The sequence below is a fragment of the Aeromonas sp. MTB genome (assembly GCF_056632455.1).
This window is the reverse complement of sequence record NZ_CP147026.1, coordinates 1255552-1277353: the sequence shown is the minus strand read 5'-3', so window position 1 is coordinate 1277353 and position 21802 is coordinate 1255552. Positions and strand designations below refer to the sequence as shown.

Genomic DNA, 21802 nt, shown 5'->3' with positions numbered 1-21802 from the left:
GTGACAAAGACCAACAACAGAAAAACGATTTCCTGCTATCAGGCTCCTGATGGGAACTGCGGCATGGATATGTGACCGGGGGCGCAAAACTCTGGTAGAATACGCCCCGTTTAAACGAACTGGTAACTTCGACTAATGACAGACAACAGCCAAATCAAGGTGATCGTCGGCATGTCCGGCGGCGTGGATTCTTCCGTCTCGGCCTACCTGCTCCAGCAGCAGGGCTATCAGGTCGAAGGCTTGTTCATGAAGAACTGGGAAGAAGACGACACGGACGAGTACTGCTCTGCCGCCCAGGATTTGGCTGATGCCAAGGCCGTCTGCGACAAGCTGGGGATGAAACTCCACACTATCAACTTCGCGGCCGAGTACTGGGACAATGTGTTCGAGCACTTCCTCGAAGAGTACAAGGCTGGCCGCACGCCAAACCCCGATATCCTGTGCAACAAGGAGATCAAGTTCAAGGCGTTCCTCGAATTTGCCGCCGAAGAGCTGGGTGCCACCTACATCGCCACCGGCCACTATGTGCGCCGTGACGACAGCACCGGCCGCCCGCGCCTGCTGCGCGGTCTCGATACCAACAAGGATCAGAGCTACTTCCTCTATACCCTGAGCGAGAAGCAAGTGGGTCAGAGCCTGTTCCCGGTTGGCGACCTGGAAAAGCCCGAGGTGCGCCGCATCGCCGAGCAGCTCGATCTCATCACCGCCAAGAAGAAAGACTCCACCGGCATCTGCTTTATCGGTGAGCGCAAGTTCAAGGACTTCCTGGCCAAGTTCCTGCCCGCCCAGCCCGGTAAAATCGAGACCGTGGATGGCAAGGTGATCGGCGAGCATCAGGGTCTGATGTATCACACCCTGGGCCAGCGCAAGGGGCTCGGCATCGGTGGTCGCAAAGATGCCACCGAAGAGGCCTGGTATGTGGTCGACAAAGAGGTCGAGCGCAACGTGCTGGTGGTGGCGCAGGGCGAACATCCCCGCCTCTACTCCGATGGCCTGATTGCCAGCCAGTTGCACTGGGTGGATCGCACCCCCATTCGCGAGCCGCATCGCTGCACCGTCAAGACCCGCTACCGCCAGCAGGATATCCCCTGCCTGATCCAGCCCATCGACGATCTGACCATCCGGGTCATCTTCGACGAGAAACAGGCTGCGGTAACCCCGGGCCAGTCCGCCGTCTTCTACGACGGGGAAGTGTGTCTGGGCGGCGGCATCATCGAACAGCGTTTCAGCCATCCGGTTTGAATCCTTAACAGAAGGCAGCAGACGTGAGCGATAAATTCCAAGACAGAACAATGGCCTTTGCCGGCATCTGCCAGGCCGCGTATCTGGTGCAAAAGGTGGCCCGAGACGGCAGCTGTGACGAGGCCGCCCTGCGCGAGAGCCTCTCCAGCATTCTGGTGACCAACCCGAGCCACCCGCTCGAGGTGTTCAACAACACCCATCTGGCCATTCGCGACGGCTACCGCGCGCTGGTCGAGCAGCTGGGAGCCGATGGCAGCCAGAAGAATGCCGAGTTGACCCGCTACGTGGTGAGCCTGATTGCGCTGGAGCGCAAGCTGGCCAAGCGCAAGGACATTCTCAATATGCTGGGTGAGCGGATCAGCCAGATCGGTCGCCAGCAACAGCATTTCGACCTGCTCGACGAGCAGATCCTGGCCAACATGGCGAGCATCTACAGCGATCTTATCAGCCCCATCGGGCCGCGCATTCAGGTGGCAGGCACCCCGCTGTTCCTGCAGCAGCCGCTGGTGCAGCACAAGGTGCGCGCCCTGCTGCTGGCAGGCATCCGCGCCGTGGTGCTGTGGCGCCAGCTCGGTGGCAGCCGCACCCAGATCATCTTCGCTCGCAAGAAGATGGTGGAACTGGCCAAGCGTTACTAATCATTGGCTTGCGCGCAGGGAGAGGGAGACAAGGTGAACAGCCGCACATCAGCCTTGATACACCCCGACCGGCGCGCAAGTGAATACGGATCCCCCACACCAATCATCAGGAGTTCACCCCATGGAGCTGTCCGCGCTGACTGCTGTTTCCCCGATTGACGGTCGTTATGGCGACAAGGCCGATGCCCTGCGCCCTATCTTCTCCGAATTCGGCCTGCTGCGTTTTCGCGTTGAAGTCGAGGTTCGCTGGTTGCAGAAACTGGCCAGCCACGCCGGGATCCCGGAAGTCCCTGCCCTGAGCGCGGCCGCCAACGCCCTGCTCGACGGCATCGTCAGCAACTTCAACGAGAGTGACGCCGCCCGTATCAAACAGATCGAGCGCACCACCAACCATGATGTGAAAGCGGTGGAGTACTTCCTCAAAGAGAAAGTCGAAGTGAACCCGGAGCTGGCGGCTGTCAGCGAGTTCATCCACTTCGCCTGCACCTCGGAAGACATCAACAACAACTCCCACGGTCTGATGCTGAAAACCGCCCGCGAAGAGGTCATCAAGCCTTATTGCGAGAAGCTGATCGGCGAGCTCAAGCGTCTGGCTCACGAGTACCGTGACATGCCGCTGCTCTCCCGCACCCACGGCCAGCCGGCGACCCCGAGCACCATGGGCAAGGAGATGGCCAACGTCGCCTACCGTCTGGAGCGCCAGTTCAAGCAGATCATGGCGGTGGAGATCCTCGGCAAGATCAACGGTGCGGTCGGCAACTACAACGCCCACCTCAGCGCCTACCCGGATGTGGACTGGCACCAGTTCTCCGAGGAGTTTGTTACCTCCTTGGGCCTGACCTGGAACCCCTACACCACCCAGATCGAGCCGCACGACTATATCGCCGAGCTGTTCGACGCCATGGCCCGCTTCAACACTATCCTGATCGACTTCGACCGCGATGTGTGGGGTTACATCTCCCTGGGCCACTTCAAGCAGCGCACCATCGCCGGTGAAATCGGCTCCTCCACCATGCCGCACAAGGTCAACCCCATCGACTTCGAGAACTCCGAAGGCAATCTGGGTCTGGCCAACGCCGTGTTCCAGCATCTGGCGAGCAAGCTGCCTATCTCCCGCTGGCAGCGTGATCTGACCGACTCTACCGTGCTGCGCAACCTGGGTGTGGCAGTGGGTTACTCCCTGATTGCCTATCAGGCGACCCTCAAGGGCATCTCCAAGCTGGAAGCCAACGACGCCGCCATGGCTGCCGATCTGGATGCCAACTGGGAAGTGCTGGCCGAGCCGATCCAGACCGTGATGCGCCGCTACGGTATCGAGAAGCCTTACGAGAAGCTCAAGGAGCTGACCCGTGGTCGCCGCGTCGATGCTGAAGGGATGCGCACCTTTATCGACACCCTGGAGTTGCCGGAAGCGGTCAAGGTCGAGCTGAAGAAGCTGACCCCGGCCAACTACATCGGTGACGCCCAGCGTCTGGTTGATCTGCTGAAGTAAGCCAACCGGCAGTGACGAAGGGGCCCTGTGCACGATACGCCACAGGGCCCCTGTTATTTTCCCTGCCACGGCAGGATCCCGAGTGGCTTTTCCCAAGCCCGCCTTGGGCAAAACCTCTTTGCGAGACACGAGAAACAGCATGTACGAACTCAATCTGGATATCGCTCACTTCCTTGAGCACTACTGGCAGAAGCGCCCGCTCCTTATCAAGGGTGGCTTCAAGGACTTTCAGGATCCCATCAGCCCGGACGAGCTGGCGGGTCTGGCCATGGAAGAGGTGGTAGAGTCCCGCCTCGTCACCCGTTTCGACGGCAGGTGGGATGCTGCCCACGGCCCCTTCGAATCCTACGACCATCTGGGCGAAGAGAACTGGACCATTCTGGTACAGGCTTGCAACCACTGGGCTCCCGAGGTGAACGAGCTGGCGGTGCCGTTCCAGTTCATTCCGGGCTGGCGCTTTGACGATGTAATGGTGAGCTTCTCCACCCCCCATGCGGGTGTCGGCCCCCACATCGACAATTACGATGTGTTTATCACCCAGGGTCTGGGCAAACGCCACTGGCGGGTTGGCGATGCCAAGCCGCTCAACGAGTTCGCCGCCCACGCCGCCCTGCTGCACTGCGAGCCGTTCGAGGCGATCATCGACGTCATCATGGAGCCGGGCGACATCCTCTACATTCCGCCAGGATTCCCCCACGAAGGCTACGCCATCGAGCCCTCCATGAACTTCTCGGTGGGTTTCCGCGCACCAGATGCCAAGGCGCTTATCTCCTCCTTTGCCGATCATCTGATCGACAACGAGGTGCGTACCGAGCGTTACGGCGATGCCGATCTCAAGCCCCGCGCCCGTCACGGCGAGATCCAGCCCCACGAGCTGCACCGTCTGCGCGAGCTGATGCAGCAGGCCCTCGATGACGAGACCCTGTTCAAGGAGTGGTTCGGCACCATGATCTCCGAGGCCAAGCACGATCTGGACGTCAATCCGGTCGAGCCGGACTACAGCGCCGAGGAGGTAGCCGACCTGCTGACCCAGGGCGAACCTGCCATCAAGGTGCCGGGTCTGCGCACCGTCTGGTTCAGCGGCGAGAGCCAGCAGTGCTTCATCGACGGCGAAGCCTGGACTCTGCAAAGCGAAGACGCGGCAGCCATTTCGCTCTTGTGTGACAAAGACATCATCACTCAAGCCGACATGGTGGAGCTGGCCGATCAGGCTGGCTTCCTGCAACTGCTGACCCGTCTGGTCAACCGTGGTTACTGGTTCTTCAACTGATCCTGCAGTAGCGAAAGATTAAAGGGCGCCTTATGGCGCCTTTTTTGTCACTCAGAGGCGGTTCAATTAACAGTTGATGCGCGAAGCTGAACCTATTCTTGATGAACCGACAAGCGGTCATTTATTGAACTAAAATGGATCAGTATCATGCGCCCGTCCCTGTTCAAAAGAGAAGCACCACCATGCAAATCACCTCCCGGCCCATGCCGCTGCCCGATTACGGCAAATACCCCTCCTCTCCGGCTGTCACGCCCGAACAGGTCAATCAGGCCCGTAACGAAGCGCTGATCAAGAAGGATGAATTACAGGCACAGAGCGAAGAGAAAGCAACGGCTCGCAGAACCCTGGCGGTCTCTTATACGGCTAACCAGCAGGAGAAAGCCGTGGTGGAGCGCTACCTGGAAGCCAGCGGTCAGGAGAGCGACAGCAAATCGGGCCCGAACACGGCTGATATGTATCAGGCTGCGAATCGCTACCAGCGCCAGCAGAATCTGAGCGACTATATTCAGTTCCAGCAGAGCCCGCTCGCCCAGCAGATGGGTGACATGGTGGGCGAAGATAATCGCAAGGGCACCCAGCTCGACATCATTGCCTGAGCCTATTTGCTCGAATAAGCCCGGCAGGGACTGATATAAACTGAAAAAGCCCTCGATGAGGGCTTTTTCGTTATAGCTTGTCGCTGCAACTTCTCGCTAGAAATGGGGCTCTTCTGCCTGCGCGTCCGGCAGCTCGTCGGGAAGTTCATCAAACAGGGGGTGATAGAGCACCTCACCCTGCACACCCGCAAAACCGCGCTCCTGCAACTCCATCGCCATAAAGCAGTCGGCAGGCACCTCATAGATGCAGTGCAGGCCAAACTCGCTGGCCGGGCGGAAACCGAAACGGCTGTAATAGGCCGGATCCCCGAGTACCACCACCCCTTTCCAGTCCATCTCGAGCGCCGTGTCAAGCCCTTCACGGATAAGATCAGAGCCAATACCCTGACCTTGCCAGTCGGGATGAACCGCGACCGGCGCCAGACCGAGCCAGGGCCCTTCCATGCCATTAATGGTGATCGGGCTTAGCATCAGGTGCCCCATGAACTCGTACTCTTCCTCTTCGACCATGGTCACCACGGCAGCACCACATTCGCGCAGGCGGTTGACCAGTTCGGCCTCATCGGAACGACCGAAGGCGGCACTCAGCAGCTCATAAACCGGCAGCATGTCACCGGGGCGCTCGGTTCTCAACATCAGGTATTACTCCTCGTACAGCAGAGCGGGCATTATTCCACACAACGGCTGGTCATTCTGAGTACCTTTGTCCAAAAATGGGAGGGTGCACTCAGGAAAACGAGCGGCAAACTGCTGCTGCAAGGCGGTTAGCGTAGCCGGGGTGACCCTGTTCATCGCCTCACGGTAGGCAAACCAGAGGGCAGGAGCCTCCCGCGCCAACCGATCAAAGGTCAGTTCGGGCGTTTGATGCCAACAGCCATCCAGCTCATCGACCAGCTCCGGCAGCTCCACCAGCAGCCGTAACTGCTGATAGCGTATCTGCGAAGAGTCACCCTGATCACCCAGCGCCTGCGCCATCAATTGGTTGAACCAGTGGCGCCGTGATGCGCGCTCCTCGCGGCTGAGCAGCTCGGGCCCCTGACGCTGCAGCGCGGCCAGTTGCAGCAACCACGCCAGCCCCTGTTCATCCCTGTCTTTCAGCAAGACGCCGCCAAGATGGGACAACTGCTCCGGTTCGGCCTGCTCCAGCAGTTCGACGGGGTAACAGTGCAGCTCCAGAGACCTCTCAAGATGCGGCGGGCAGCGCAGAAAACAGGGCTTCTCCCCCGCGCCCCTCTCATCCACAAAGAGCGAGATGGCCAGCTTGCCGTTGGCACTCTGCCGATCCAACGTTACAGGATCCCACAGGATCACCACGGCGATCCGCTCATCAGCAAGCCAGCAGGCAATCTCCTCGGCCAAGGGATTGGGTAAGGAGGGAGCGCGATCCAGCCGCCAGTAACTCACCTCACACGGCTGGCGACCACTGATATGGCGCCGCCCGCGATAGTGCATGCCCACTTTTGCCATCACCCGGCCGGAGGCTAAATTGTCTGGCATATGGCGAGCCGTCAGCGCAGGCAGTTGCAGTTGGTCAAAGGCGAACCCCTTGACCAAACCAGCGGCCCGGGTCGCCAGACCGCGATTTTGCCAGGGCACGCCCACCCACCAGGCGAGCTCGCCATTCCATTGCAGGGAGATCACCCCAAGCAACGCCGCACCGTGCTCCTCTGGCAAGGTGATGGCCCAGCTCCAGCCAAGGCCAAGCGCCGCTTTGCGCCAGCTGAGCGCCAACCAGTCGCGGGCCCCCTCCGGCGGATAGGGGTGAGGAATATTGAGGGTGTAGCGCGCCAGCGCCTCGTCGCTGCAGTAGCGCACTATCTCACGCTCATCGTCGGCCTGCAGTGGTCGCAATACGACACCTGATAGCGAATGCCCCTCAGCCAGGGTCGACACCGTCACGCGGCACGCCAGCAGGCGATTGAGCACGGCGCCCAAATCGGCCTCAGGGGTGAGCGGCAGATCGGCCCCCACAGGGCCAAGGGTGAGCAGTCCCTGCTCCCTGGCGAGGGTCAATAGGGAGGTAGAGGCACTGATCAGGATCTGGCGGCTGGGATCAACATGAAAATCCGTCAGCAGATCCCCATCGAGCCAGGCAGCCAGCAGGGCCCCCGGGCAGAGCACCCCATCAGGAGGACTGCTCGCCCAGGGGGCATCGGTTTGATCGAGGGCAGCGGCCGCCTCTTTGCCCAGTAGCAGCTGCCAGCGATGCCCCTGCAGCTGCCAGACCTGCAACAGCGCAGTCCACTGCGGTTGCCACAGACTGGCCTCGATCAGCAGTTCCATCAGCTGGCCTGACAGGCCGCTGGCAGCGTCTGATGGCGGGGATGGGCTTCGATACGGGCGATCCAGCTACGGATAGCGGGCCACCCCTGCAGGGAGAAGATCCCCTCCTCTGCCACATGGGTGTAGGCATAAAGGGCGATATCGGCGATGGTCGGCGCATCACCGCACAGGTAGAGGCTCTGTTTCAGCTGCTGCTCCATTACCGCCAGCGCCTTCTCGCCACCGGCTTTCAGCCCGTCGAGCCGCGCCTCCTGCGACTCGGGTCGGCCGAGATAGTGAACGATAAAGCGGGCCACCGCGATGTAGGGCTCATGGCTGTACTGCTCAAAGAACATCCATTTGAGCACCTCGGCCTGCTGGCGCGGATCGGTTGGCCACAAAGACGAGCCCTGCGCCAGATAGAAGAGGATGGCGTTGGATTCCGCCAGCGTATCGCCCTGGCCAATCTCCAGCACCGGGATCTTGCCGTTGGGGTTCATGGCCAGAAATGCGGGGGTACGGGTATCCCCCGCCTGAATATCCATCTCAACCCACTCAAGGGGCAACTCCAGCCAGCGGGCCAACAGCCACACCTTGTAACAGTTGCCGGAACGCAGATCACCATACAGACGCATACACACTCCTTGTGAAAACAGATTTGAATAGCGCGCTCAGGGAGCCAGACGCTCGATATGCCAGCCATCCCCGTCGCGGGTGTAGTAGAAGCGGTCGTGCAGCCGGTGCTCGCCCCCCTGCCAGAACTCCACCGTCTCGATCACCACCCGGAATCCACCCCAGAAGCTCGGCAGCGGCACTTCGCCATTGGCAAACTTCTGCTTTAGCTCGAGGAACTTGGCCTCCAGCACGCCGCGGGCCGAGATGCGGGTCGACTGCTTGGAGACCCAGGCGGCGATCTGGCTATCCTTGGGACGGCTGTGGAAATACTTCATCACCTCGAAGGTGCTCATCTTCTCCACCCGACCGGTCACATGCACCTGACGGTCGAGCGTGTGCCAGGGGAAGAGCAGGCTGATACGGGGGTTGCCTTCCAGCTGCTGCGCCTTGCGGCTGCCCATGTTGGTGTAAAAGACCATCCCCTGGGCGTCGTAGTGCTTGAGCAGCACGGTACGCTGCCAGGGCTGACCATCGGCATCCACCGTCGCCACCACCATGGCGGTGGGATCGGTCAGTTTGGCCTCACAAGCCTGCGCCAACCACTTCTCGAACAGCGCCAGCGGCTCGGCCGGCAGATCGGCCCGGTGCAGCCCGCCACGGGAGTATTCACGGCGCAGATCAGCAACATCCATCATCTTGATTTTCCTTCAAATAAATAATGGTTCCACGACCATCAAGAGAGTGACGCAGGCATTGTGCGCTCGATAAAGCGACCTTGTAAACCATACAAAAAAAGCGAAGAGGCTAACGCCTCTTCGCTTGGTTTATCAATTTACCAAAGATGGGTAATCTCACCCTTGGGTTATCTGGTTTAGTAGCTCACGATCTCACGACGACGCAGCAGCGCAGCGATACCAAGGCCCAGCAGCGCGAACAGACCGGTCGAACCGCCACCACCGCCGCCATTGCTTTCAGGCTGGGGAGCCGGTGTATCACTGCTCTTGGTCGCCAGTTTTGGCGTAATGGCATAGAAGATATTGTCGCTACAGGCCAGCTTGAGGCGAACAGCGCTGCCAGCATTGGCCGGAATGGTCACCTCATGGGCGCCATTGTTGCTCACGCCATTGACCAGCGGCTGCCAACTCTTGCCTTCATCATTGCTATAACTGATATCGACCCGCTGACAGTTGACAGGATGACGGTCCGTGCCAGCTACTTGCCAGTTCACTGTGGTCGGGCTGCCAACCAGAATACGCTGGTCAGGGGCTGGCAATATCTTGAAGGTTTGTGAACCTGTATCGACCACTTCGACCGAGGTCTCACCATAGGCACCACCGCCTTTGCCATCACGGGCGACCAGACGGAAGTTAAGGGTGCGCGGCACATTGACCCAGACATCACCTTTCTCAGCTTCCCCTTTTAACTGGGTAGCCAGCGAAGGAAAGTGGCGAACCGGGGATGTTGTCGGCGCGGCGTAACGATACAGGGGGCCGGTTGCAAGGCGACCTGAACTCAATTGATCGCCACTCGTCGTTGCATCCCCCAGATCAACCTGCTCCCAGGTATAGGTAAGGGTATCGCCGTCAATATCATTACCCTTGCCACTCAGACTAAATGCCACCCCTTTAGGGATCACATGTTCTGCTGGCACATCGGTAATTTCTGGCGCCTGATTATCACCATTTTGGTTCGGGATAGCAGTGCCACAACGCGAGGAAAAAATAGGAGCAAGCACTAATGGCGCACCAACAAATAGGATCTCACTCTTCTTTGCTTGAGCTTCACGGTTGTTGATATGCTTGCGCATCATATCAATCGACTTGCTATGAAAATAGGCATCGCTGTTGAGCTGTACGTTTTGCTCCCCCATCAGCCCTGCATAAGCCATGATGGAGCTACCACTGCCAGGCTCCCATGCCATGGAGGACTCTCTCTGTCCCTGATCAGCGTTATAGGTATGGTCAGCGCCAAATTGATGACCAATCTCATGCGCCACAAAATCAATAAAAAATGCATCGCCAACAGGATTTTTGTTTCCTGTAACAGCGTTAGACCTATATGATGCATATGAATCTATTTTATCACACAATGACCCAAGGATTGCACTCCCTGCATTTTTTTCCGTTTGCGTTACTACATGACCAATATCGAAATAGCCAAGCTCATTACTATTCAGTTTCTCTCTCTGAACTACAGCATTTATAGTGCTGATGCTTTTAAACTTTGGATATTTACCGTTCACAAAAGGGTCGTCAACAGGATTTTCGAATATAACATTGTCATTCCCATCTGCCAATTCGAAACGAACCCCTAAATCCCTTTCATATACCTCGTTTAAACGGTTAACCAAGTTTGCCAGTGATGCCAATGCTTGCACCTTTCCGCCAAAGTGCGCGGTATATTGGCTAGTTGTAGAGAATGCAATTTTATACTTGGTAAGCTCTGGCTTGCTATAGCTAGTCTCGTTACGAGCCGCTTCAGTTTTGTGTGCTAACTTTTTTTTTAGCTCGGATTTTTCAATGATCTCCTTGATATTCTTGCCATTCATTGAATGTGCATCTTTTTTGTAATAGACAGCGTAGGTACCGTTACGCTGAATATCGACAAATATCTGCTCTCCGGCATGCATAAACATGCCGTTAAAACCACGCGAAGAAATATCAAAGCGACCGGTATTGCTGGGTGTGCCCACTTCATGTCCTTTATAGGTCATGATATCTGGGTATTTTGCTGCCAACGCAGGCGGCAATACGGAATAGGCTTCCAACTCATATTGCACCATCTTGCCATCAGGCAATGGTAGCGTAATCACGGTTTGGCCCAAGCGCAGATTTTCTAAAAAATCCGGTTCTACCTCGAAGATATTGTATGCACGAGCCCTTACAGGTTCATCGGCCTGCTTGCTGCGTTTTTCGACCATATGCCATGGGGATGCCAGCGCGATATTGGCTGACATTGCGATGACAACTGAGATTGCATTTATTGTGAACTTCATCATTATTAATCACCTGACTGAACAGCCGGCGAGAATAACGTGACACAAGTCACAATTCAACTTTTTCAATAAAAATTAAATGAATTTTATTTCATTTAAAATCATAAGGTTAGTGAGTTAAATTTTATAAGCAGCTCATTTTGTTAGCATTTTAAGCAGTTCTTTTAATAGAGTTAAAACTCCAAAAAAATTATATGGAGGCTCATATGTGAGTCATCGAATCATTCCCATGAGGCTATCACTATGTTTGGAATATTAGAGTTATAACTCCAATCATGCCGATTTACACGCCGTTGTTGAACAGCCACTACGGCCTTGAAATCGCCTCCGGCATGCACCTTTCCAGCATCTGTCGGTTATATCGGGTGGCATAGTCAATCCGCTGCTCAAACTCCGACTCCTTACCCATCTCAATCACATCACCGAACCCTTTCAGATAACGGACTCCGCACCGGGTTCTCGCTTCTGCTTGCAATGACTCCACAACCCCCGGAGCCATACCACCGCGTCCGCCACGCACGATGAGCCGATAATCCTGAGCAGCAAGACTTTCATCTATTGCCTCGGTCAGTGATGCGGCCACAACAGGCGCTGCGCAGATATATAGAAACAGCAAACTGACGGCTAACCGTAATACCTGCGCCATCCGGCTGCCCCTCCCATCAGGAGGATCACGATAAGATTCACTGCACCACCACCACCGCCGCCACCCGCATTGTTGTCGGTAATGACAGTTGCACTTTCCGTAGTGGCAGACGCATTACCTCTTATCCCATTGATAGAGAAAAAAATATTATTGCTGCATGCCAGCTTCAGCCTGGCCGTGCTGGTCAACGGTGCAGGCAACACCACACTGGCCGAACCGTTATTGGCAAGCCCGCTTGCCAGCGTAGTCCAAGTAGAACCACCATTCTGTGTCAGTGCCAAATCCACGCTGGGACAATTGATAGGAGGCTGATTGGTCCCGGCAACATTCCATGTCACTAGCTGAGTACTACCCGCCACCATGGCGCCGATCTGCGGAGCTGTGATGGCAAATGCCGCGCCGGTATTGATCACCTGAACCACCATTTCATCACTGCTCACCGCCCCCTGACCATCACGTACGGTAAGGCGGAACTGGAGATTGCGATTGGTCGCAGGCCACGCTTCTCCTTTGGCCAAGACACCCGATATCAGAGAGCTCATGGCAGGCAATGTTCTACGGGGATCCGATGTTGGTGAAACAAAGCGAAACAGCGGGCGGGTTCCATCATCCACCATGGTTGCCACGCTGTAGGATGCATTGCCAAGATCAACCTGCTCCCAGGTGTAACTGAGGGGATGACCATCCAGATCCAGCGCACTACCGACAAGAGTGAAAGGCGTATTGGCGGGGATCACCCTATCGCCCCCCGCATCCACAACCGGCGCGTTATTGGCAAGCGCCAGGTCGGTGCCGCAGGAGGGCAGAGAGGCCATCAGAGCCCGCATCTGCTCGATCGACTTGCTGTGAAAGAAAGGTGTGCTGTTAACCTGCAGATTCTCCTCACCACAGATCCCGGCATAGGCCATGATGGTCGAGCCACTGCCCGGTTCCCAAGCTGAGCTAGCCTTGCGACCCGTGGCACAACTGTCGGCCATGCCATTGAAGGAGTGCTCGGCCCCCAGCTGGTGCCCCAATTCGTGAGCCACATAATCAATAAAGAATGCATCGCCGATAGGCTGTGACCCTCCGGTCATGCCCCGTGAACGGCTAAACGGGTTACAGAGGGATCTCAGGGTCGCCACCCCGCCGCCTGATGTCGCCAGCAGATGGCCCAGATCAAAAGAAGGATTGAGCAACACCCCCTGTTGGGTCTGGTTGATTGCGATATCCTGAGTCGAGTTGGTGAAAGGATCCGTCGCAGGATCGGTGAAAATCACATTGTCCGTATCAGCTGCAAGCTGAAACTCGGCCCCCACATCACGGCGATAGACTTCATTGACCCGATTAAGCAGTGTTGCAATGGCCGAGAGTGCTGCAACCTTGGTACCACCGTGATACTGGGTATATTCCCCGGTTGCCGAGATGGCGATAGTGTAGCGCTTGCGCAAATTGCCATCGACCAGCACAGCTCGCTCACGCTCGATACCATGAGGATCAATCACCTGATCCACATCCTGTCGCCGCCAGGCATCTTGCTGTTCATAAACGGCATAAGAGAAACCGTCCTGAAGCGGATCGACATAAAAGGTACGCCCCTGATGGGTAAACATACCGTGAAAACCATGTATGGTGACATCAAATCGGCCTGTATCCGCCGCCCGATCAATAGCCTTCCCACTGTAAGTATTGATAGAAGGGTAGCGCTGGGCCAAAGGCTCCGGTAGCAAGGCATTGGGATGAACATCAAACTGCACCGTAGTGCCATCCGGCAATGGCAAGGTCAATACACTGGCTAGATGCCCGGGTTCAAAAGGCTTGTCAGGAACCACCACTCTGACCTTTTCAGCTCGCACATCATAGACCCCTCCCCTTTCCAAGTTTTCATCCATGAAGGTCCACTGTGGTTCTGCCGCAACCTGAACAGACAAACTGGTGATAATCACCGCAATGCCATGCTTCATAGAGCCTCCTTGCCCTACCTTGGTGACAACAAGTATGGTGCAGCGTCAATTGACGATCTGCGTGACAGACAGAAAAGAAAATTCGCACAAAACTTCTGTCACGCTGAAAAATCGTGCTACACCCGCGCTCCCCATCTCAGGCAATACAGATTGGCCCCATTCAACAACGGAAAAAAGTGAAGGCGCCATTGGCGCCTTCACGGATAGATAGGGGGATGAGTATCCCCTCCATTTGGATTGGTTCGTTGGTGTATTACTGCTTGCCAGCGCCCGATGCTATTGGGCAATGAATCACCATACGCTGGTTATACTCGCTGGCGTAAGCACTCAACTTGGCATGTATCTCTTGCTGACCGGGCCTTATCACATCGCCCAATCCATCCAGATAACGCTTGCCACAGCGCGCCTTGGCCTCTGCCTGCTGCTCGGCTGCAATACCGGGGGCGAACTCTCCCCGCCCGGCTATCACTATCAGGCGGTAATCCTGCCTGGCGAGGTTTGCACTCAGCTCCTGTTCCAGCGTGCTGGCATCGGCCTGACAACCGCCGAGCATGACAAGCAGCAACAGAGGGACTCCCTTCATGTGCGCCTCCGTTGCCAGCCGAGCAGCGCCAGAGCGAGCGTCCACAATCCGAGCGCCCCACCACCACCGCCGCCACCTGAAGTCGAGCCACCTTGCACCAGAGGCAATTTGAGGGGACTGATGGCAAAGAAGATATTGTCGCTGCATGCCACTTTCAGCCTGACGCTGCTGGTGAGATCGGCAGGCAACGTTACCGTTGCTGCGCCGTTATTGGGTTGTCCGGCGGCGAGCATTGTCCAGCTTGCGCCCTCATCCTGGGTCACCGAGATGTCCACCTTGCTGCAACTGATCGGCGCCACAGTTGTGCCCGCCACATCCCATGCTATGGCCTGACTGGCCCCCGGAGTGAGAGTCACCCCGTAAAACGGGTTGGTGATGCGAAATGCCGCACCGGTATTGATCACTTGCACTTTCATGTCATCACTGGCAACGCCACCCTGACCATCACGCACCGTCAGTCTGAAATTGAGATCCCGGTTGGTAGTCGGCCAGGCCTCTCCTTTGGCAAGCGTGCCGGAGAGCAGGGATGGCAAACTCGGCAGGATCCGCTCCGACGATGCCGTGGGAGAGACAAAACGAAACAGCGGCCGGGAGCCATCGTCAATCATGGTGGCGGCACTGCTCGATTCAGTGCCCAGATCGATCTGCTCCCAGTTGTAGAGCAGAGAGTCATTATCCAGATCTCCACCAGCCCCTTTTAACATAAAGGCCGTATTGGCAGGGATCACATAGTCCCCCCCTGCAGCTGCCTGCGGGGCATTATTGCTCAACGCGAGTGTGGTTCCACAAGTCGATACGGTCGCCATGTGCGCACGCATCTGCTCGATGGACTTGCTATGAAAATAGGGGTCGCTGTGAGTCTGGATATTCTCATCACCACAAATACCGGCATAGGCCATGATGGAGCTGCCACTACCTGGCTCATAGGCTTGATTGGCAACCCGGGTACCTGCACCGCAACTCCCGGTAGTGCCGTTGAAGGTATGATCGGCACCAAACTGGTGGCCAATTTCATGAGCCACATAGTCAACGAAGAAGGCATCTCCTACCGGTGTGGGTGAACCCGACATCCCGCCCGATTTATCGTTGGTACAAAGCACTGCCAAACCGGCCAGACCACCGCTACCGGTATTGAGTACATGGCCGATATCAAAGTTGCCAAGCTGCATATTGGTAAAGTAATAAGCCTGTACCCCGATATTGGTCTGCGCATCCGAATTATCATTGGCAAACAAGTCGCTGGCCGGATCGGTAAAGATCAGGTTGTCATTGCCACTGGCCAGCACGAATTCGGCGCCCACATCCCGTTGATAGACCTGATTGACGCGGTTGAGCAAGGTCGCAATCGCCGCCATGGTAAGCGCTTTGGAGCCACCGTGGTATTGGGTAAATTCTCCTGTCGCCGAAATGGCAATGACGTAGCGCTTGCGAACATTGCCATCCACTTGCACCTTGCGCACCAGTTTGCTGAGCTTGGGCCCTATCACCTCATCTGCAGCCTCTTCCAATCGACTATGGGCATCCTGCTGGTAATAGACGGCGTAGCCTTCGGCATTGCGCAGCGGATCGACAAATACCATCTTGCCCTGATGGCTGAACATGGCGTGGAAACCTTGCGGCCCCAGATCGAAACGCCCCGTCTCTATCGGATGCGCCGGGTTGTGACCCTTGAAGGTGCGGATCTGCGGATACTTGGCGGCAAGATCTGCAGGCAGCAAGTCGTAGGCTTCCAGAGCAAAGGTGACCTCCCCCCCATCGGGCAGCGGCAGGGTCAGCTCACTCGCCCCGGCTTGCAGCCCGGCAAAATAGTCGAGCGGCACCTTGGCCACCCGAAACTGATTGGCCCGCACCTCATAACCTTGCTCCGCAGTCGCTCTGGCGGCTACCGTACTCCACTCGCTGGCCATCAGGCTGGTTGACCCTAACAAACTGGCCACCAACAGGGCCAACGAACACTTACTGGTCACATGCATCTTTGTCATCCTTGTAGTCATGCACTTTTTTGAACCATTACCGGCATCATTATCCCGCCGAATCAAAAAGCCCGGCGCCACTGTTTCAGCCACTCACCCATGGGGAGTGTTGCGCCAACCCCGTCTAACCCCTATCATTGCGCGGATTTGTCAATTTTAGAACTGCCCCTCTTCACAAAGGTGCGGTTCATCTTTATCTGGCCAAGGTTAATCTCATGCTCAAATCCCCACTGTTGCCCCGTTTCGGGGATCTGGTCGTTGCCATTGTTGACGATGTGCTCGGTCAGGGTCTTACCCTCGACCGCGCTTATGCCCGTCACTTCTCCGGCATCGAACTCAAACCGCAAGAACAGGCAAGGATTGCCCTGGTCACCGGCGACCTGCTGCGCCGTCTCAGCCTCTATTGCTTCCTCACCGGCATTCAGGTGCGTCAGGCCGAAAAGAATGTCTGGCCGCTGCTGCACAGCTGGCATGCCTTCCACAAAATTGCCCAGCCCAACCACCCGACCCTGGATCGCTTCAATGAAGAGGCATTCCGCCGCCGTCTGACCGAGGCGAAGAAGAACCCGGTATTGATGGATGGTTGCCCGAGCTGGCTGGAGAAACTGGGTAGCGAGCAGTTGGGTGAAGCCTGGCCTGCCGAGCGTGCAGCCCTAGCCTGGATGCCCAAGCGTTACCTGCGGGTCAACACCCTCAAGTGCACCCGTGATGAGCTGCAAGCCATGCTGGCCAAAGAGCAGGTCACCACCATTCCGGTTGAAGGTGTGGAGACTGCACTGCAGGTCACCTCCGACGCCGCCCTGTTCCGCACCAAGGCCTTTGCCGATGGTTGCTTCGAACAGCAGGACGCAGGCTCCCAGCTGGTTGCTGCCGCTTTGGAAGTTGCCCCAGGCATGCGCGTTATCGACGCCTGTGCCGGTGCTGGTGGCAAGACCCTGCATATCGCCGCCATGATGCAGGGCAAAGGCCGTCTGCTGGCAATGGATGTGGAAGAGTGGAAGCTGGAGAACCTCAAGCAACGCGCTCGTCGCGCCGGTGCCCACAACGTGGAGACCCGGGTCATCACCAGCAGCAAGACCGTCAAGCGCCTCAAAGAGAGCGCCGACCGCGTACTGCTGGACGTGCCCTGCTCCGGTCTGGGCGTACTCAAGCGCAATCCGGATGCCAAGTGGCGTGATACCGCCGAGCGTCTGCCGGTGCTGGTCGCGCTGCAAGAAGAGATCCTGCAGCGTTACAGCCAGATGGTGAAAGTGGGCGGCCTGCTGGTCTATGCAACCTGCTCCATCCTGCCCGAGGAGAACCGCCAGCAGGTGGACAAGTTCCTCGCCGCCAACGAAAACTTCCGTCTGCGTGACGATCACACCGTGAGCCCGTCCGAGACCGGCTTCGACGGCTTCTACATGGCTCGTATCGAACGGATCGCCTGATCTGCCCGATGACCATATAGACAAAAGCGGCTGCCATTGGCAGCCGCTTTGTTTTGGCTTGCTGACACACTCCCGATGGGGTTACAGCGCAGCAATCGCCTCTATCTCGATCTTCACATCCTTCGGTAACCGAGCCACTTCTACGCAGGAGCGAGCCGGATACATGGCATCGTGCTCGGTGAAGAAGTCGTTGTAGACCTGATTCACCGCAGCAAAGTCGTTCAAATCCGAGACAAACACCGTGGTCTTGAAGATGTTGCGCACCTCGCCGCCTGCCGCCTCGACAATCGCCTGTACGTTTTGCAGGGAGCGCAGGGTCTGCGCTTCGATCCCCTCCGCAACGTCGCCGCTCACCGGGTCCAGCGGGATCTGACCGGAGGTGTATAGGATGTTGCCAATCCGGGTGGCCTGCACATAGGGGCCGATGGCGCTCGGCGCCGCCTTGGTAGTGATAACCTGTCGCATCTGTTACTTCCTCGTGCTGACAAACAAAAAGTAGGCCCGGAGCAAGCCTGCTCACCCCGGGCATGAGAGTTACATCATGTTGGTGAAGGTTCTGGAGATGACGTCCTGCTGCTGCTCGCGGGTCAGGGCGTTGAAGCGCACCGCATAACCGGAGACCCGGATGGTCAGGCTGGGGTACTTGTCCGGATTGTCGATGGCATCCAGCAGCATCTCGCGATTCATCACATTGACGTTGAGGTGCTGACCCCCTTCCACATCCCGCTCATGATGGAAGTAGCCATCCATCAGCCCCACCAGATTGCTCTCGCGATTGGCCGGCTCCTTGCCGAGCGCCCCCGGCACGATGGAGAAGGTGTAGGAGATCCCGTCCTTGGCGTATTTGAACGGCAGCTTGGCCACCGAGGCCAGCGAAGCGACCGCTCCCTTGCGATCCCGACCGTGCATCGGGTTTGCCCCCGGTGCAAACGGCGCACCGGCACGGCGGCCATCCGGGGTGTTGCCGGTCTTCTGGCCATAGACCACGTTGGAGGTGATGGTCAGGATCGACTGGGTCGGTACCGCATTGCGGTAGGTCGGCAGCGCCTGGATCTTCTTCATGAAGCGCTCGACCAGATCGCAGGCGATGGAGTCGGCCCGCTCGTCATTGTTGCCGTACTGGGGATACTCCCCCTCAATCACGAAATCGACCGCCAGCCCGTCGGCATCGCGCACCGGCTTGACCCTGGCGTACTTGATGGCCGCCAGCGAATCGACCGCCACCGACAGACCGGCAATGCCGCAGGCCATGGTGCGATAGACGTCGCGATCGTGCAGCGCCATCAGCGAGGCTTCGTAGCTGTACTTGTCGTGCATGTAGTGAATAAGGTTGAGCGCGCTGATGTACTGCACCGCCAGCCAATCCATAAAGCTGTCGAGGCTCGCCATGACGGTCTCGTAATCCAGCACCTCGTCCATGATGGGCGCCACTTTCGGGCCAACCTGGATCTTAAGCTTCTCGTCCACCCCGCCGTTGATGCAGTAGAGCAGGGTCTTGGCCAGGTTGGCACGGGCACCGAAGAACTGCATCTGCTTGCCGATCACCATGGGGCTCACACAGCAGGCGATGGCATAGTCATCGCTCTCGAAGTCGGTGCGCATCAGGTCATCGTTTTCATACTGCAGGGATGAGGTATCGATGGAGACGCGGGCCGCATAGGTCTTGAAGGCCCGCGGCAGCCCTTCCGCCCAAAGGATGGTGAGGTTGGGCTCGGGCGCCGGCCCCATGGTCTTGAGGGTGTGGAGGTAACGGAAAGAGTTCTTGGTCACCAGAGTACGACCATCCAGCCCCATGCCACCAATCACCTCGGTGGCCCAAATGGGGTCGCCGGAGAAGAGGGAGTCAAACTCGGGGGTACGCAGGAAACGTACCATGCGGATCTTCATGATGAAGTGATCAACCAGCTCCTGGGCATCCTGCTCGCTGATAAGCCCCGCCTTAAGATCCCGCTCGATATAGATGTCGAGGAAGGTGGCAGTACGACCGAGGGACATGGCCCCGCCATTTTGCGACTTCACCGCAGCCAGATAGGCAAAGTAGAGCCACTGCACCGCCTGCTGCGCCGTGCGTGCTGGCCCGGAGATGTCAAAGCCGTAGTTGGCCGCCATCTGCTTGATCTGCACCAGTGCCCGCTTGTGCTCGGCCAGCTCCTCGCGCTGGCGGATCACCTGCTCCAGCTGCTCTCCCCGCTCAAGCGCCGGTTGCAGATCGGCAAACTGCAGCTCCCGCTCACGGATTAGATAATCTATGCCATAGAGCGCGACCCGACGATAATCTCCGATAATGCGACCACGGCCGTAACCATCCGGCAAACCGGTCAAAATCCCCGACTTTCGGCAGCGCAACATCTCGGGAGAGTAGACGTCGAACACTCCCTGGTTATGGGTTTTGCGCAATTCGCTGAAGGTATATTCAAATTCGGGATCCATCTCCCGGCCATATGCTTCAAAAGAGCTGCGGATCATATTTACACCGCCAAACGGGTGCAGCGCTCTTTTAAGGGGCTTGTCGGTTTGCAGGCCAACAATCTTTTCCAGCCCCTGCTCGATATAGCCCGGCCCGTGGGCGGTGATTGTGGTGGCAATATTGGTATCAAAATCGACCGGTGCGTGGGTGGCGTTCTCGATACGGATCCCCTCCATCACCTTGTTCCACAAAGTGGTGGTCGCTTCTGTGGCATCCGCTAAAAACTGTTCGTCACCTTCATAGGGGGTGTAGTTCTGCTGGATAAAATCACGGACGTTGATCTCGTGCTTCCAGTTTTCACCGGCAAACCCTTGCCATGCCTGACGGAATTTATCCTGATCCAATTGCATATCAACTTTCATCAAATAAACCTCATTCACTACTCATGACACTACAGTGGAAAATGTCAGACGCCCTCGGCCTGACGAACCTGCTGCCCCAGACGAATGGCATCCAGCGCGATCATTTTCTCTTCATTGGTGGGAATAACCGCCGCCAGCACCATGGACTCTGCCGCCGAAATAACCCGACAACCCTCGCTATTGGGACGCTGGTTAAACGGCTCGCTGATCGCTACGCCAAATACCTGAAGCCGTTCGCATACCAGCTTTCTGATAAAGGCCGAGTTCTCGCCGATCCCGCCGGTGAAAATAACGGCATCCAGCCGGCGCAATGAGGTGGCATGGCCGCCGATATGGCGGGCAATTCGATGGACAAAAGCGTGAATAGCCAATTTTGCCCCGGGATGTCCTTCGTGGTAGGCTGCTTCCAATACCCGCATATCGGAGGAGAGCCCCGAAATACCCAGCAGGCCGGACTGCTTGTTCAATATCCGCTCGATATCCTCGATGGATTGCCCGGTCTTGCTGGCGATATAGGCCAGCGCACCAAAGTCGATATCACCGCTGCGACTGCCCATAATCAGCCCCTCCAGCGGGGTCATCCCCATCGAGGTATCGACACTCTTGCCATCCTGCACCGCGCAAATAGAGGCACCATTACCCAGATGAGCAATGACGAGACCGGCATCTTTGCCATTCAACTCAAGGAAGGAGACCGCCTGCTCGGCGACATAGCGATGAGAGGTGCCATGGAAGCCATAACGGCGCACACCGTAATCCTGCAAATATTGATAAGGCAGCCCATAGATATAGGCTTCCGGCTTCAGGGTCTGGTGAAAACCGGTATCAAATACCGCAATTTGTGGCCGGTTGGGAAATAGCTGGCGGGCGGCCATCACGCCGCTTAAATTGGCGTGATTGTGCAGGGGAGCCAAGGGTGACACCTGCTTTATTTTGGCCAAGACATGTTCATCAATGATCACGGCTTCGCTAAATTCACTACCACCATGCGCAATCCGATGACCAATCAGCACAATGGCATCCAGAAGATCCCGTTTTTTCAATTCAGCTGCAATGGCAGCCAATGCACAGGTGTGGTTATTTTCAGCTAATGACATTGCGGGCTCTTTACCCACTTGCAATTGTGGATGGGCCGTCTCAATACCATCCGCCATACCGGATATCACCACCTCACAGGATTGACTCTCCAGTACCGAGAATTTGACCGATGAGGAGCCGCAATTGATAACCAGAAACAACGAATCAAACTTCATTACATCGCCTCGAGATTAATAGTGTCGAGTCACTGCAG

The 21802-nt window shown here is 57.0% G+C and carries 18 protein-coding genes; 6 read left to right on the top strand and 12 right to left on the bottom strand.

Going from position 1 to position 21802, the window contains the following annotated elements:
* Window positions 1-135: 135 nt before the first annotated feature.
* The 5 genes from mnmA to WBR25_RS06005 all read left to right on the top strand — a co-directional run bounded on the left by mnmA (window position 136) and on the right by WBR25_RS06005 (window position 5238).
* Window positions 136-1242, top strand: a complete 1107-nt coding sequence (gene mnmA, locus WBR25_RS06025) for a tRNA 2-thiouridine(34) synthase MnmA (RefSeq protein WP_129503562.1) — start codon at window positions 136-138, stop codon at window positions 1240-1242.
* 23 nt (window positions 1243-1265) lie between these two features.
* On the top strand, window positions 1266-1880 hold the full coding sequence (hflD, locus tag WBR25_RS06020; RefSeq protein WP_129503561.1) for a high frequency lysogenization protein HflD: 615 nt from the start codon (window positions 1266-1268) through the stop codon (window positions 1878-1880).
* Between the two features lie 121 nt (window positions 1881-2001).
* On the top strand, window positions 2002-3372 hold the full coding sequence (purB, locus tag WBR25_RS06015) for an adenylosuccinate lyase (RefSeq protein WP_064340945.1): 1371 nt from the start codon (window positions 2002-2004) through the stop codon (window positions 3370-3372).
* A gap of 139 nt (window positions 3373-3511) precedes the next feature.
* Window positions 3512-4642: a ribosomal protein uL16 3-hydroxylase gene (locus WBR25_RS06010; RefSeq protein WP_479749557.1), complete on the top strand. Its 1131-nt coding sequence runs from the start codon at window positions 3512-3514 to the stop codon at window positions 4640-4642.
* Window positions 4643-4824: 182 nt separating this feature from the next.
* The gene (locus WBR25_RS06005) at window positions 4825-5238 is read left to right on the top strand and encodes a hypothetical protein (protein WP_374810106.1); all 414 of its coding nucleotides are present in this window, start codon (window positions 4825-4827) and stop codon (window positions 5236-5238) included.
* Window positions 5239-5334: 96 nt separating this feature from the next.
* On the opposite strand, the gene WBR25_RS06000 is transcribed toward WBR25_RS06005, so the two are convergent.
* The 9 genes from WBR25_RS06000 to WBR25_RS05960 all read right to left on the bottom strand — a co-directional run bounded on the left by WBR25_RS06000 (window position 5335) and on the right by WBR25_RS05960 (window position 16255).
* Entirely contained in the window at window positions 5335-5874 is a 540-nt protein-coding gene (locus WBR25_RS06000; protein ID WP_005334630.1) for a GNAT family N-acetyltransferase, read from the bottom strand.
* A 6-nt stretch (window positions 5875-5880) separates the two neighbouring features.
* Window positions 5881-7521 carry a GNAT family N-acetyltransferase gene (locus WBR25_RS05995; protein WP_479749556.1) on the bottom strand — a complete coding sequence of 547 codons (1641 nt, stop codon included), beginning with the start codon at window positions 7519-7521 and terminating at the stop codon, window positions 5881-5883.
* The gene (locus tag WBR25_RS05990; protein ID WP_479749555.1) at window positions 7521-8135 is read right to left on the bottom strand and encodes a glutathione S-transferase family protein; all 615 of its coding nucleotides are present in this window, start codon (window positions 8133-8135) and stop codon (window positions 7521-7523) included. The genes WBR25_RS05995 and WBR25_RS05990 overlap by 1 nt, the downstream gene beginning before the upstream one ends.
* A 36-nt stretch (window positions 8136-8171) precedes the next feature.
* Window positions 8172-8810, bottom strand: coding sequence for a pyridoxamine 5'-phosphate oxidase (gene pdxH, locus WBR25_RS05985; protein WP_005353629.1), 639 nt, complete (start codon window positions 8808-8810; stop codon window positions 8172-8174).
* A 176-nt stretch (window positions 8811-8986) separates the two neighbouring features.
* Entirely contained in the window at window positions 8987-11113 is a 2127-nt protein-coding gene (locus WBR25_RS05980; RefSeq protein ID WP_479749554.1) for a reprolysin-like metallopeptidase, read from the bottom strand.
* Between the two features lie 304 nt (window positions 11114-11417).
* Window positions 11418-11756, bottom strand: a complete 339-nt coding sequence (locus WBR25_RS05975; protein ID WP_080768659.1) for a hypothetical protein — start codon at window positions 11754-11756, stop codon at window positions 11418-11420.
* Window positions 11735-13699 (bottom strand): reprolysin-like metallopeptidase, encoded by a 1965-nt coding sequence (locus WBR25_RS05970; RefSeq protein ID WP_479749553.1) that lies wholly within the window; start codon window positions 13697-13699, stop codon window positions 11735-11737. Before WBR25_RS05970 ends, WBR25_RS05975 begins: the two co-directional genes overlap by 22 nt.
* 253 nt (window positions 13700-13952) lie before the next feature.
* On the bottom strand, window positions 13953-14282 hold the full coding sequence (locus tag WBR25_RS05965) for a hypothetical protein (RefSeq protein WP_120415664.1): 330 nt from the start codon (window positions 14280-14282) through the stop codon (window positions 13953-13955).
* Window positions 14279-16255, bottom strand: coding sequence for a reprolysin-like metallopeptidase (locus tag WBR25_RS05960; protein ID WP_479749552.1), 1977 nt, complete (start codon window positions 16253-16255; stop codon window positions 14279-14281). The genes WBR25_RS05965 and WBR25_RS05960 overlap by 4 nt, the downstream gene beginning before the upstream one ends.
* A gap of 215 nt (window positions 16256-16470) precedes the next feature.
* On the opposite strand from WBR25_RS05960, the gene WBR25_RS05955 reads away from it, so the two are divergent.
* On the top strand, window positions 16471-17682 hold the full coding sequence (locus tag WBR25_RS05955) for an RsmB/NOP family class I SAM-dependent RNA methyltransferase (RefSeq protein ID WP_047434271.1): 1212 nt from the start codon (window positions 16471-16473) through the stop codon (window positions 17680-17682).
* A gap of 81 nt (window positions 17683-17763) precedes the next feature.
* Here the strand turns inward: WBR25_RS05955 and WBR25_RS05950 are convergent, their stop codons facing one another.
* The 3 genes from WBR25_RS05950 to tdcD form a co-directional block, all read right to left on the bottom strand.
* A complete protein-coding gene (locus tag WBR25_RS05950) occupies window positions 17764-18147 on the bottom strand; it encodes a RidA family protein (protein ID WP_005334653.1) in 384 nt (127 codons plus the stop codon).
* Window positions 18148-18216: 69 nt separating this feature from the next.
* Complete coding sequence (gene pflB, locus WBR25_RS05945; RefSeq protein ID WP_479749551.1) at window positions 18217-20511, bottom strand: formate C-acetyltransferase; 2295 nt, start codon at window positions 20509-20511, stop codon at window positions 18217-18219.
* Between the two features lie 44 nt (window positions 20512-20555).
* Window positions 20556-21764 (bottom strand): propionate kinase, encoded by a 1209-nt coding sequence (gene tdcD / locus WBR25_RS05940; RefSeq protein WP_479749550.1) that lies wholly within the window; start codon window positions 21762-21764, stop codon window positions 20556-20558.
* Between the last annotated feature and the right edge of the window lie 38 nt (window positions 21765-21802).

Coding starts and splice junctions, on each gene's coding strand:
- mnmA (WP_129503562.1), top strand. CDS start 136: ATGACAGACAACAGCCAAATCAAGGTGATCGTCGGCATGTCCGGCGGC.
- purB (WP_064340945.1), top strand. CDS start 2,002: ATGGAGCTGTCCGCGCTGACTGCTGTTTCCCCGATTGACGGTCGTTAT.
- WBR25_RS06010 (WP_479749557.1), top strand. CDS start 3,512: ATGTACGAACTCAATCTGGATATCGCTCACTTCCTTGAGCACTACTGG.
- WBR25_RS06005 (WP_374810106.1), top strand. CDS start 4,825: ATGCAAATCACCTCCCGGCCCATGCCGCTGCCCGATTACGGCAAATAC.
- WBR25_RS06000 (WP_005334630.1), bottom strand. CDS start 5,874: ATGTTGAGAACCGAGCGCCCCGGTGACATGCTGCCGGTTTATGAGCTG.
- WBR25_RS05995 (WP_479749556.1), bottom strand. CDS start 7,521: ATGGAACTGCTGATCGAGGCCAGTCTGTGGCAACCGCAGTGGACTGCG.
- WBR25_RS05990 (WP_479749555.1), bottom strand. CDS start 8,135: ATGCGTCTGTATGGTGATCTGCGTTCCGGCAACTGTTACAAGGTGTGG.
- pdxH (WP_005353629.1), bottom strand. CDS start 8,810: ATGATGGATGTTGCTGATCTGCGCCGTGAATACTCCCGTGGCGGGCTG.
- WBR25_RS05980 (WP_479749554.1), bottom strand. CDS start 11,113: ATGATGAAGTTCACAATAAATGCAATCTCAGTTGTCATCGCAATGTCA.
- WBR25_RS05975 (WP_080768659.1), bottom strand. CDS start 11,756: ATGGCGCAGGTATTACGGTTAGCCGTCAGTTTGCTGTTTCTATATATC.
- WBR25_RS05970 (WP_479749553.1), bottom strand. CDS start 13,699: ATGAAGCATGGCATTGCGGTGATTATCACCAGTTTGTCTGTTCAGGTT.
- WBR25_RS05965 (WP_120415664.1), bottom strand. CDS start 14,282: ATGAAGGGAGTCCCTCTGTTGCTGCTTGTCATGCTCGGCGGTTGTCAG.
- WBR25_RS05960 (WP_479749552.1), bottom strand. CDS start 16,255: ATGCATGTGACCAGTAAGTGTTCGTTGGCCCTGTTGGTGGCCAGTTTG.
- WBR25_RS05955 (WP_047434271.1), top strand. CDS start 16,471: ATGCTCAAATCCCCACTGTTGCCCCGTTTCGGGGATCTGGTCGTTGCC.
- WBR25_RS05950 (WP_005334653.1), bottom strand. CDS start 18,147: ATGCGACAGGTTATCACTACCAAGGCGGCGCCGAGCGCCATCGGCCCC.
- pflB (WP_479749551.1), bottom strand. CDS start 20,511: ATGAAAGTTGATATGCAATTGGATCAGGATAAATTCCGTCAGGCATGG.
- tdcD (WP_479749550.1), bottom strand. CDS start 21,764: ATGAAGTTTGATTCGTTGTTTCTGGTTATCAATTGCGGCTCCTCATCG.